Annotated in this window: 1 protein-coding gene and 1 pseudogene; both read left to right on the forward strand. The window is 68.2% G+C overall.

Going from position 1 to position 13,521, the window contains the following annotated elements:
- The first annotated feature begins 17 nt into the window (after positions 1-17).
- Positions 18-7,361: an amino acid adenylation domain-containing protein gene (locus ACV7NQ_RS22210; RefSeq protein WP_463361415.1), complete on the forward strand. Its 7,344-nt coding sequence runs from the start codon at positions 18-20 to the stop codon at positions 7,359-7,361.
- A gap of 160 nt (positions 7,362-7,521) precedes the next feature.
- Positions 7,522-13,311, forward strand: a pseudogene (locus ACV7NQ_RS22215) (amino acid adenylation domain-containing protein); the annotation flags it as partial.
- Positions 13,312-13,521: the final 210 nt, after the last annotated feature.

Here is a 13,521-nt window from a genome sequence, read left to right on the forward strand (position 1 = left end):
GAGGTGAAAGTACTCGAATGGATGGTGCTCGTCGATCTGTCCGCGGAAGCCGCCGTCGTCGGTCGGGCACCCCACTATTCGGGCAACTGCTGACCGCGTCGGTGGAGTCGGCGGCCGATTCGGTGGCGATTCGGTTCAACCCGACCGGCAATCCGGCCGACCAGCGCGAGCTCACCTACCGCGAATTGGACGAGGCCTCATCCCGGCTCGCGCGTGAACTGATCGACCGCGGCGTAGGCCCCGGCGGCTTCGTCGCGGTGGGCATCACCCGTTCGGTCGAGTCGATCGTGTCGATGTGGGCGATCGCTAAGACGGGTGCGGCCTTCGTGCCGGTCGATCCGTCCTATCCGGCGGATCGCATCGAATACATCCTGTCGGACTCCGGGGCGACCCTCGGCCTGACCACCGCGGCGCACCGCGCCGTGCTCGGGACGTCCATCGACTGGATCGAACTCGACGACGCCGTGCACGCCGCACGCATCGCGACCCGACCCGCGCACCCCATCTCTTACGCCGACCGCCTCGGCACGCTCACCGAACAGCACCTCGCCTACATCATCTATACCTCCGGATCCACCGGACGGCCGAAGGGTGTCGCGGTCGCTCACTCCGGCCTGTCCACGGTGGCGGGCGTTCGGGAGAAGCTCGAGGTCACCGGCGACGCACGGGTGCTGCACGTGAGCTCGCCGAGCTTCGACTTCTCCATCATGGAGTTCTTCATGACCTTCACCAGCGGAGCGACGCTGGTGGTCGCGCCGCCCGGAGTGTTCGGTGGCGCCGAACTCGCCGACCTGCTGCGCCGGGAGCGGGTCACCCACGTGATGATCACGCCGGGGGCGCTGGATTCGGTCGATCCGGCCGGGTTGGTCGAGCTGCGTTCGCTGGTGATCGGCGGCGAGCGGTTGCTGCCCGAGTTGATCGGGCGTTGGGTTCGCGACGGCCGCAAGGTGTACAACTTCTACGGCCCGACCGAGGGCACCGTCGTCATGACCGCCTCCGACCCGCTGAGCGTCGGCGATCCGATCACGATCGGCAAGGCCCTCGCCGCCAGTATCGGTGCGTTCGTTCTGGATTCGCGATTGCGCCCGGTTCCGGTCGGCGTGGTCGGCGAACTGTATGTGGCCGGACCGGGTGTCACGCAGGGTTATCTCGGCCGGCCCGGGCTGACCGCGGAGCGGTTCGTGGCCAGCCCGTTCGGCGAAGAGGCAGGCACTGCGGGGGCACGGCTGTATCGCACCGGTGATCTGGTGCGGCGCACCGAATCCGGGGATATCGAGCATTTGGGCCGCTCCGATTTCCAGGTGAAGATTCGTGGTCTGCGCATCGAGCTCGGTGAGATCGACAACGCGCTCAGCGATCACCCGGATATCGACTTCGCGGCGACCCTTGGGCGGGACCTGCCCTCGGGGGTGACCGCGCTGGTGTCGTATGTGCTGCCGCGCATGGACGACAGCGGGAACCGGGTCGCGGTGGACACCGCCGCGCTCGCCGCACATGTCGGGGAAATGTTGCCCGCCTACATGATTCCCCAGGCCATCATGGTGCTGGACTCGATTCCACTGAACCCGGTGGGCAAGCTCGAGCGCTCGGCGCTGCCGGAACCGGTTTTCGCGGCGCGCGAATTCCGTGCGCCCTCGACGCGGGTCGAGCAGATCGTCGCCGACGTGTTCGCGGCGCTGCTGTCTCCCGACGACCCGGAGGCCCGGGTCGGCGCCGACGACGATTTCTTCGAGCTCGGCGGCAACTCGCTGTTGGCCACCCAGGCCGTGGCGCGCATCGGTGGCGCCATGGACGCGCGGGTGCCGGTGCGATTGATGTTCGAGGCGTCCACGGTCGAGGCACTGGCCGCGCGGGTCGAGGAAGAGACCGGCGCGTCGGCCGTGCCCGCGCTGCGGGCGCAGGCGCGCCCTGAACCAATTCCGCTGTCGTACGCGCAGCGGCGGATGTGGTTCCTCAATCGGTTCGATCCGGCCAGCGGTGTCAACAACATTCCGCTCGCGGTGCGGTTGTCCGGTGCGCTCGATATCGACGCGCTGCGTGCCGCTGGCCGGGACCTGGTCGCCCGCCACGAGGTGTTGCGGACGGTGTACCCGGAGGTCGACGGCGAGGGCACTCAGCTCGTGCTGCCGCTCGACGATCCCCGTGCGGTGCCGGAGCTCGAGGTCGTGCCCGCCACCTCGGAAAACCTGCCCGAACTCGTCATCGGCGTTGCCGTCGCGGGATTCGATGTGCCGGTAGCGCCGCCGATCCGGTTGCGTGTCTTCCAGCTGAGCGAATCCGAGCATGTGCTGGTGTGCATCGTGCACCACATCGCCGCCGACGGCTTCTCCATGGGCCCGCTCACCCGCGACCTGATTTCCGCCTATTCCGATCGGGCGCGCGGCGGAGGGTCGCGGCCGGCGCCCCTGGACGTGCAGTACGCGGACTTCGCGATCTGGCAGCGCGAGGTGCTCGGCGCCGAGGACGATCCGGAATCGTTGCTGGCCAAGCAGATCGCCTTCTGGCGCAATGAATTGGCCGGGCTGCCCGAGCAATTGGAACTGCCCGCCGATCGCCCGCGGCCCGCGGTGATGTCCAACCGCGGCGCCGGCTTCGGCTTCGATATCGACGCCGACACCCATGCGGCGCTGAATCGACTTGCCCAGAGCCACAACTCGACGCTGTTCATGGTGGTGCACGCCGCGCTCGCCGTGCTGCTCGCGCGACTATCCGGCACCAGGGATATCGCGATCGGCACCCCGGTCGCCGGCCGTGGCGAGGCCGCGCTGGACGACCTGATCGGCATGTTCGTCAATACCCTTGTGCTGCGCAGCGATATCAACCCGGACCTGTCGTTCGACGAACTGCTGCGCGAGTTCCGCGAGGTCGACGTCGCGGCTTTCGGACACGCGGACGTGCCGTTCGAGCGTCTGGTGGAACTGCTCGACCCGGCGCGCTCGATGGCGCGGCATCCGCTGTTCCAAGTGATGCTGTACTTCCAGAACATGGCGCAGACCGAGCTGGAATTGCCCGGGCTCACGGTGTCGGGTGTGGATCTCGGTGTCGCGATGGCGAAGTTCGATCTTGAGCTGACCGTCGTGCCGCGCGAGGACGACGGTGTGCCCGGCGGCATGTCGGCGACCTTCGTGTACGCGGTCGACCTGTTCGACGCGGCGACGGTGGAAGGGTTCGCGCAGCGCCTGATCAAGGTGCTTGCCGCGATGGCCGACGATCCGCGCCGGACCGTTGGCACGGTCGAGCTACTGGAGCCCACGGAGCTACGGCGAATCCTGGTGGACTGGAACGACACTCGTCAGCCGGTTGCGCAGGAGCTGCTGCTGGACGGGTACCGGCGCGCGGCCGCGGCGGCGCCGGATGCGGTGGCCGTGGCCTACGAGGGCGCCGAGCTGACCTATCGCGAATTCGACGAGCGGGTCAACAAGCTGGCCCGGTTGCTGATCGGCCAGGGCGTCGGCGCGGAATCGCTGGTGGGCCTGGCGGTTCGGCGTTCGCTGGACCTGGTCGTCGGCATGTACGCGATCGTCGCCGCCGGTGGTGCGTATGTGCCGCTCGACCCGGATCACCCGAGCGAGCGGATCGCGCACATCCTGGACACCGCCGCGCCGGTGTGTGTGCTGACCACGACCGCGGATGCGATTGCGGTTGCCGACGATACGACGGTGCTGCATCTGGACACCGTGGATCTGGCCGGCTTCTCCGGCGCACCGATCGACGCGGCGGAGCTGCTGCGCCCGGTATCGCGGGACAATCCCGCTTACGTGATCTTCACCTCCGGTTCCACCGGTCGCCCGAAGGGCGTGGCGATCTCGCATGCGGCGATCAACAACCAGATGGAATGGATGCTCGCGCAGTATCCGTTCGGGCCGGCCGACGTGTACCTGCAGAAGACCGCCACCACCTTCGACGTGTCGCTGTGGGGCTACTTCATGCCGCTGCGTGCCGGGGCGAAGCTGGTGGTGGCTACCCACGACGGCCACCGCGACCCGGCCTACATCGCGGAAACGATTGCCTCGCAACGTGTTACCGCCACCGACTTCGTGCCATCGATGCTGACCGTTTTCGCCGCGCACACCGTACCGGGCGCCTGCCCGACGCTGCGTGATGTATTCGCGATCGGCGAGGCGCTGCCGCCGGAGACGGTGACCGCACTCGCCGCGGTCTCGGACGCGACCGTGCACAACCTGTATGGGCCGACCGAGGCAGCGGTGTCGGTGACCTACTGGCCGGCGCGCGTCGGCGAGCTCGCCACTGTGCCGATCGGCCTGCCGCAGTGGAATACCCAGGTGTACGTGCTGGACTCGCGGCTGCGTCCCGCAGCGGCGGGTGTGGTCGGCGAGCTGTATCTGGCGGGCGATCAGCTGGCGCGCGGCTATGTTGCCCGTCCTGATCTGACCGCGGATCGGTTCGTGGCCAACCCGTTCGAGTCCGGTGCCCGCATGTATCGCACCGGTGACCTCGTGGTGTGGCGCGAAAACCCGCGCAGGCTGGAATATCTGGGCCGCACCGACTTCCAGGTGAAGTTCCGCGGCCAGCGCATCGAGCTCGGCGAGATCGAGACGGCGCTGCTTGCTCAGTCGACGGTGAGCCAGGCGGCGGCGCTGGTGGTGGCGTCGGCGACCGGCGATCAGCTGGTCGGCTATGTGGTGGCGCGTCCGGGGCAGCAGCTCGAGCAGCAGCAGTTGCTCGCCGCGATCTCGGAAGTCCTGCCGTCCTATATGGTTCCGGCCGCGATCGTGGTGCTCGAGGCCTTCCCGCTGAACACCAGCGGCAAGCTGGACCGCAAGGCGCTGCCCGCGCCGACGTTCACCGCCCGTACGTTCCGTGCCCCGGTCACGCAGTCGGAAGAGCTCGTCGCCGCCGTGTTCGCCGAGGTGCTCGGTGTCGAGCGGGTCGGCGCCGATGACGATTACTTCGCCCTCGGCGGTAACTCGCTGCTGGCTACCCGTGCCGTCGCCAGGATCAACGACGCACTGGAAACCAATGTCGCGGTGCGGGATCTGTTCGAGGCGACGACGGTCGCCGCGCTCGCGGCCAGGATCGTGCCGGGCGTCGGCCGCGATGCCGCGGCCCGTCCGCCGTTGACGCGAGCCGCCCGGCCGGAGTTGGTGCCGCTGTCGCTTGCACAGCAGCGGATGTGGGTGCTCAACCAGATCGCTCCGGAATCCCCGGCCTACAACCTGCCTTTCGCGATCCGGCTGACCGGCACGCTCGACGTACCCGCGCTGCGGCTGGCCGTCGAGGATGTGCTGGTGCGGCACGAATCGCTGCGCACCCGCTTCCCGACGACCGGTGTCGGTGGGCAGGCGCGCCAGGAGGTGCTGTCCGTCGCCGAGGGGTTGCCGGATGGACTCCAGGTCGAGACGCCCGCGGATGTCCTCGCCCGCGTCACCGAGCTGATGTCCGCCGGATTCGATGTCACCGCGCAGGTTCCGGTGCGGATCGCGCTGCTCGCCAACGGCGCCGCGGACGATCATCTCCTCGTCCTTGTCGCACACCATATTTCGGCCGACGGCGCCTCTTTCGCGCCGCTGGCCCGCGACCTGATGGGCGCGTACATCGCGCGGGTCGGCGGCGAAGCGCCCGGCTGGTCGCCGCTGGCGGTGCAGTACGCCGACTTCGCGTTGTGGCAGCACGCGGTCATCGGCACCGACGACGACGAGAACTCCGTCGCCGCAAGGCAATTGGCATACTGGCGCGAACAGCTGGCCGGATTCTCCGGCACGCTGGAACTGCCGCTGGATCGTCCGCGACCTCCGGTGCCGTCCAACCGCGGCGCTTCGGTGGGCTTCACCATTCCGGCCGACGTGCACGAGGGTCTGATCCGCATCGCGCGCGAGCACCGTTCCTCGCTGTTCATGGTCGTGCACGCGGCGCTGGCCGTGCTGCTGACCCGGCTCTCGGGCAGTTCGGATGTCGCGATCGGCACCCCGATCGCGGGTCGCGGCGAGCAGGCGCTCGACGAGCTGGTCGGCATGTTCGTCAACACGCTGACATTGCGCACGCCGGTCGAGCGGACATCGAGTTTCGACCAACTGGTCGAGCTGTCCCGCGAGACAGATCTGTCTGCCTTCGCCAACGCGGACATCCCGTTCGAGCGGGTCGTCGAGGCCGTCGTGCCCGGTCGCTCGGCAGCGCAGAACCCGCTGTTCCAGGTGATGCTTGCCTTCCAGAATCTGGAGCAGCCCACCCTGGAACTGCCCGGATTGACCGTCGGGGCAATGGATTCCGGCGAACTTCCGGCGAAGTTCGATCTGCAGCTTGTCGTCGAACCGCGCCAGCTGGGGGGCGGACAGCCCGGCGAGATCGCCGCGGTATTCACCTATGCCGCAGAACTTTTCGAGGAAACCACCGCGCAGGCATTCGGCCGCAGGCTGGTTCGTATCTTGACCGCGGTGGTCGCCGATCCGGGGGTGCTCGTGGGCGATATCGACATTCTCGACGCCGAGGAGCGCGACCGGGTGCACGCCGCGCCCGCAGCACCCACGGAGCCGAACGCGGGCCACGCCACCAACGGGACCCGGTTGACCCAGGCGTTGGCCGCCGCAGTGGAGGACGATCCTGACGCACCCGCGCTGGTGTGGGGCGAGGAGGAAATCTCCTACCAGGATCTCGACGCCCGCTCCTCGCGCCTGGCCAGGGTGCTGATCGGACACGGCTGCGGTCCCGGTGTCGGGGTGGCGGTCCGACTCGACCGCGGCACCGACTCAGTGGTCGCGGTGTGGGCCGTGCTCAAGGCGGGTGCCGCACTTGTGCTGCTTACCTCACCCGATATGCCGACGCCTGCCGAGCTGGTAGTCAAGGTCGGGCTGACCGTCGGCCATGGCCCGGTCGACACCGGCGGTGTCGAGTGGCTGCGGCTGGACGACCCGGCCACCGTCGCCCGGATCGCCGCGCAATCGGCCCGTCCGGTGACCTACGCGAATCGGACCGGCGTGCTGCGTGGCGACGATCCGGCGCTGGTGATCGCCGCAACCGGCGCGACGATGAGCTACGACGAACTCGCCGCGGCCACCGACCGGCTGCGCACGCGCACCGGCCTCACCGTCGACTCCCGCACCTATCAGCACGGCCGCTCGGATTCACCGGCCGCGCTGCTCGAGGTGGTTGCCGCGGGCGCGACCGGAGCTTCCCTGATCGTGGTGCCGGAGCTCGTCGAATCCGACCTGGCGGCCTCGCTCGCCGACGAGTGGGTCACCCATTTGCTCGCCGATCGGGCGGCCCTGGATGCCATCGATACCGCGTTGCTGGAAGATCTACAGGCAGTGGTGCTCGATGACGGCCAGTCGGTCGGGTCGGTGTCGGTGTCCGGATCGGCCGAGGTGGTCCTGCTCGACGAGTTGCTGACGATCGGACGCCGGTAACGAACACACGCCGATGATCGGTGTGTGCGTATGTGATGACAGTGGCTAGGGAGATTCTCTTAATGGTCGGAGTGTTCGGTAACGAGCGGGCAGCGCAGCGGCGCGGTGACCGAGCGGTGGCGAACGCATGACCCGCCCGGCTCGCGTACGCCCGACCGGAACCCGACGGCCGAGGGTCACCACCCTGCCGCAGTTGATGGCCACCGCCGTCGAGGCCAATCCCAGCGGCACCGCCATTGTCTTCGCCGATGCCACCACGACGATCGCCCAGCTCGGTTACGCCGAACTCGACGAGCGCTCGACCCGCCTGGCCCGATTGCTGATCGAGCGCGGTGTCGGCCCGGAGGATCTGGTGGTCCTCGGCGTCCCGCGCTCGGTGGAGTCGGTGCTCGCGGCGTGGGCCGTGGCGAAGACCGGGGCGGGCTTCGTTCCGGTCGACCCGAACTACCCGGCCGATCGCGTCGCGCACATGGTCTCCGATTCCGCCGCCGTGCTCGGACTGACCGTCTCGTCGGTGCGCGATGAGCTGCCGGATCGAGTGGAATGGCTCGCGATCGACGCACCGGACCTCGAGCCCGCGCTACAGGTGCAGCTGCCGGATCCGATCACCAACGCCGACCGGGTGCGATTATTGCGCGCCGACCATCCCGCCTACGTCATCTACACCTCCGGATCGACCGGCCTGCCGAAGGGCGTTGTCGTCACCCAGGCCGGGCTGTCGAGCTTCTGCGACGAACAGCGTGAGCGCTATCGGGTGACGCCAACCGCCCGGACACTGCATTTCGCGTCGCCCTCCTTCGACGCGTCGGTGCTGGAGTTGCTGCTCGCGCTCGGTGCCGCCGCGACGATGGTGGTGGTGGCGCCGACCGTGTACGGCGGCGACGAGTTGGCCGCGCTGTTGCACCGGGAACGGGTGACGCACGCATTCATCACCCCGGCCGTGCTCGCCTCGCTCAATCCCGAGGGTCTCGGCGAGCTGCGGGTTGTGGTGGCCGGTGGCGAGGCGTGTCCGCCGGAGTTGGTGCGGCGCTGGGCATTACCGATCTCCGTCGGGGAGCGGGAGTTCTTCAACGGGTACGGACCCACCGAGACCACGATCATGGTCAACATCAGCGATTCGATGGTGGTCGGCGAGCCGGTGACCATCGGCGGGCCGATTCGCGCGGTGACCGAATACGTGCTGGACGAGCGGCTGACACCGACACCGAATCGCGCCGTCGGCGAGCTGTACATCACCGGGGTGCAGCTGGCCCGCGGCTATCATGCGCGGCCGGGATTGACCGCGGCCCGGTTCGTCGCCGATCCGTTCGGTCCGCCCGGTTCCCGGCTCTATCGCACCGGCGATTTGGTGAGCTGGACCGTGGGCCAGGAACTGGAGTACCTGGGCCGCAACGACTTCCAGGTGAAGATTCGTGGCTTTCGCATCGAGCTCGGTGAGATCGACGCGGTGCTCGCCGCTCACCACGATGTCGATTTCGCGGTCACTGTCGGTCACGAACTCGATAGTGGCGCAACGATTCTCGCCGCTTACGTGCATGCGGCGGCGGGTGCGTCGGTGGACACCGACGAGCTGACGACGCTGGCCACCCAGCACCTGCCCGCGCACATGGTGCCGACCACGATCATGGTGCTCGACGAGATCCCGCTGACACCGGTGGGCAAGCTGGATCGGCGGGCGCTGCCCGCTCCGCAATTGCGCGCCAAGGTTTTCCGTGCGCCGTCGGGGCCGATGGAGACCCTGGTCGCCGAACACTTCGCCGAACTGCTCGGCACTGCCGAGCCGGTCGGTGCGGAGGACGATTTCTTCGAACTCGGCGGCAACTCGCTGATCGCCACCCAACTCATGGCGCGGCTCGGTGCCGCGCTGGACACCCGGGTGCCGGTGCGGTCGCTGTTCGAGTCGTCGACGGTGGCCGGGCTGGCTGTCAAGCTGGCAGAGTACGCCGGTGGCGGTGGTCGCACGGCGCTGGTCGCCAGGCCGCGGCCGGAGCGGATTCCGCTCTCGCTCGCGCAGCAGCGGATGTGGTTCCTCAACCGGTTCGACGCCGGGTCGGCCGCGTACAATATTCCGATCGCGGTGCGATTGAGCGGCGCGCTGGATGTCGCCGCATTGCAGGCCGCGGTCGCGGATCTGGTTGCACGGCACGAGGTTTTGCGGACCGTCTACCCGCAGACCGAGGATGGCCCGGTCCAGCTGATCTTGACGCCGGAGCAGTCGGTGCCCGAGTGCGCGGTCCAGACTGTCGCGCCCGCGCAGCTCGAAGCCGCTGTCTTGCAGTTCATGGCGACGGTCTTCGACGTCACCGTCGAGGTGCCGGTGCGGGTCGCGCTGTTCGCCATCGAGGGTGCGGACGGTGCGACCGCCGAGTACATGCTGGCGCTGGTGGTGCACCACATTGCCGGTGACGGTTCGTCGATGGGGCCGTTGACCAGGGATCTGATGACGGCCTACGCGGCTCACGCGGCCGGGTCAGCGCCCGGTTGGGCGCCGCTCGAGGTGCAGTACGCCGACTACAGCATCTGGCAGCGGGACCTGCTCGGCAGCGAGGACGACCCGAATTCGCTGGCGTCCAAGCAGGTTGCCTACTGGCAGCAGGCGCTCGCGGGTTTGCCGGATCAGCTGGATCTGCCCTCGGATCGACCGCGTCCCGCGGTGCAATCGTTCGCGGGCGGCAAGGTCGAGGTGCGCATCGCCGCCGCGACCCATCAGGCATTGGCGGACCTGGCGCGCGGCGAGGGCGCCACTCTGTTCATGGTCGTGCACGCGGCGTTGGCGGTATTGCTTGCGCGGCTGTCGGGCACCGACGACATTGCGATCGGTACGCCGCTTGCGGGTCGCGGCGAGGCGGTGCTGGACGATCTGATCGGCATGTTCGTCAACACCGTGGTGTTCCGAACCGAGGTCGACGCGGGCGAGGCGTTCGCGGATCTGCTTGTGCGCCAGAAGGAAACGGACATCCAGGCGTTCGCGCACACGGATGTGCCGTTCGAGCGGCTGGTCGAGGTGCTGAATCCGGTGCGCTCGACGGCGCGGCATCCGTTGTTCCAGGTGGGTTTGTCATTCCAGAACTTGGCGCAGTCCAGGCTGGAATTGCCCGATCTGACGGTGTCGGGTGTGGATTACGACGCCGGGTTGTCGCAGTTCGACCTGCATTGGATCGTGGCCGACACCTATGACGAGGCGGGCGCGCCCGCGGGGATCGTCGGCGCCGTCACCTACGCCACCGATCTATTCGACGAATCGACGGTGCGCGGCTTCGTCGACCGATTCACCCGGCTGCTCGACGCGATCGTCGCCGACCCGCGCACCGCCGTCGGTGACATCGAACTGCTCGAGGCGGCCGAACGGGCCGAACTGGTGTCCGGGCGCAATGCGACCGAGCATGCCGTGGACACCGATGCCACCCTGGTGTCGTTGCTGGATGCGGCCACCGCCGCGGCGCCCGGCGCGATCGCGCTCGTCGGCGCGGATGGCGTTCCGGTGAGCTATGGCGAGCTGGACGCGCGGGTGAATCGGCTTGCCCGGCATCTGATCTCGTTGGGTGTTGGTCCGGAGTCACGGGTCGCGCTCGCGCTGCGTCGCTCCGTCGACCTGGTGATCGCCATGTACGCGGTGGCGCGAGCCGGTGGCGCGTATGTCCCGATCGATCCCGATCAGGCCGTCGAGCGGTCCGGGTACATCCTGGAGACCGTGCGGCCGGTGTGCGTGCTGTCGAACGCGGACGCCGCCTTCGATTCCGCTGCCGCACCGGTGGTTCGGCTGGAGGAACTCGCGCCCGACGGTGTAGACGCGACGCCGATCTCCGACGACGAGCGGATGGCCCCGCTGCGCCCTGAGCACACGGCGTATGTCATCTTCACTTCGGGTTCGACCGGCCGCCCGAAGGGCGTTGCCGTACCGCACCGCGCGATTGTGAACCAATTGCTCTGGAAGACAGCGGAATTCGGACTCGGCCCAGGCGATGCGGTGCTGTTGAAGACGGCCGCCACCTTCGACCTTTCGGTGTGGGAGTTCTGGTCGGCCGCGATGTGCGGTGGTCGGTTGGTGATCGCCTCGCCGGATGGACACCGCGATCCCGCGTACCTGAATGATCTGATGGCGCGGGAGTCGGTGACCACGTTGCACGTGGTGCCCTCGATGCTCGACGCACTGTTGGTCGGTCAGCTGCCCTTCACGCTGCGGCGCGTGCTTGCGATCGGTGAGGCGCTGCCCGGTGTGCTCGCGCAGCGCTTCCGGCGCACCTATCCGCAGAAGGAACTATTCAATCTGTACGGTCCGACCGAGGCGGCGGTGTCGATCACCAGCCACCGGGTCGCCGCGGACGACCAGGTTGCGGTATCCATCGGTACGCCCGAGTGGAACAGCCGCGTCTACGTGCTCGACGCGCGACTGCGCCCGGTCCCGGTAGGCGTCGCCGGTGAGTTGTATTTGGCCGGAACACAGTTGGCGCGTGGCTACTTCGGTCGGGCCGAGCTGACCGCGGATCGGTTCGTCGCCGATCCTTTCCAGTCGGATGGCCGGATGTATCGCACCGGCGATCTGGTGGCCTGGAACGCCGGTGGCGAGCTGGAATATCGGGGCCGCACGGACTTCCAGGTGAAGATCCGTGGCTTCCGGATCGAGCTCGGTGAGATCGAGGCCGCGTTGGCGGCAGTGCCGGAGATCGGGCAGGCCGCGGTGCTCGCGAAGTCCGATTCGCGGACCGGTGATCGCCTGGTCGCTTACCTGGTGCCCGCCGATCTCGCCGCTGGTGTGGATGTGGCGCGCGTGAAATCGGCGCTGAGCGTTGCTTTGCCGTCGTACATGGTGCCCGAGGCGTTCGTAGTGCTCGCCGCGTTGCCGCTGAACGTGAACGGCAAGTTGGACCGAAAAGCCTTGCCGGAGCCAGAATCCGCCGCCGGTGAATACCGCGGCCCGCAGACAGTGTGGGAGACCGAAATCTGCGCCGCGTTCGCGGACGTGCTCGGGATCGAGCGAATCGGCTTGGACGACAACTTCTTCGAGCATGGCGGTAACTCCTTGGTCGCCACCAAGTTGGCGGCGCGGCTGAGTGCCGCGTTGGCGGTGCAGGTGCCGGTGATGTCGTTGTTCACCGCGCCCACTCCGGCCGAACTGATCGCCGAGTTGGAGGCGCGCGCGGCGGGTCGCTTCGACGCCGGCGCCGCATTCGATGTGGTGTTGCCGCTGCGGCCGTTCGGTGCGGCCGAACCGTTGTTCTGCGTCCATCCGATCGGCGGCATCGCGTGGTCGTTCGCGGGTCTGGCCGCGCACCTCGGCCAGGACCGTCCGATCTATGGTCTGCAGTCGCCGGTGCTCGGGTCGGACGAGGCGCTGCCGGAGTCGATCGAGGACTGGGCGCGGCGCTACGTCAAGGAGATCCGCGTGATACAGCCGGAGGGGCCGTATCACCTGCTCGGCTGGTCGCTCGGTGGCGTCATCGCCCACGCGATGGCGGTTCAACTGCAGAACGAGGGCGAGCAGGTGGCGCTGCTCGCGATGATGGACAGCCATCTGGTTGCCATGGACGGCGAGATAGAGACCCTGCCGCTGGCCGAGTTGCTCGGCGGTCTGCTCGGCGGCCATGCCGGCGAACTCGGCCTCGATGCCGACGTGGATGTCGCGCGCCTCGCGGAGCGGTTGGCCCGGTTGCCGGAGCCGTTCGCCTCGTTCGGCGCCGACCGGATCGCCCGGGTGCTGGACGCGGGTATCCGTTCGGCCGCGTTGATCGGCGCATACCGTGCCCGCCCGTTCGTGGGTGATCTCGTGTATTTCACCGCGGCCCACGATGACCCGACCGGCAGTGCCGGTGTTGCGACCTGGGCCGACGCTGTGGTCGGCACTGTGCACAATCACCCCGTCGAGGCATCCCATTGGCGGCTGACGACCGATCCCGCTCTCGCCCGGATCGGCAAGGTACTGAGCGAGACCTGGCACCGCCGGTCGATCTGAGCCAGTACGGGCTACCCGCATCGATGTGGTGGGCGGCACAGCGCCTGACCATGCCGTGCCTTCCACACATCGGCGGCCGACGGCCGTCTGCGCGCTCGATCCGATCGGAAAGGTGCTGACCAGCGCGCCGATAATTCGGGAAATCTGAATCATCGGCTAGTCGGATTATCTGCCAAAGTAACCCCCTCGAAATCGGCCCCGGGTGAGAAT

This window comes from Nocardia sp. Tas62D01 (assembly GCF_055232035.1).

Coding starts and splice junctions, on each gene's coding strand:
- ACV7NQ_RS22210 (WP_463361415.1), top strand. CDS start 18: ATGGATGGTGCTCGTCGATCTGTCCGCGGAAGCCGCCGTCGTCGGTCG.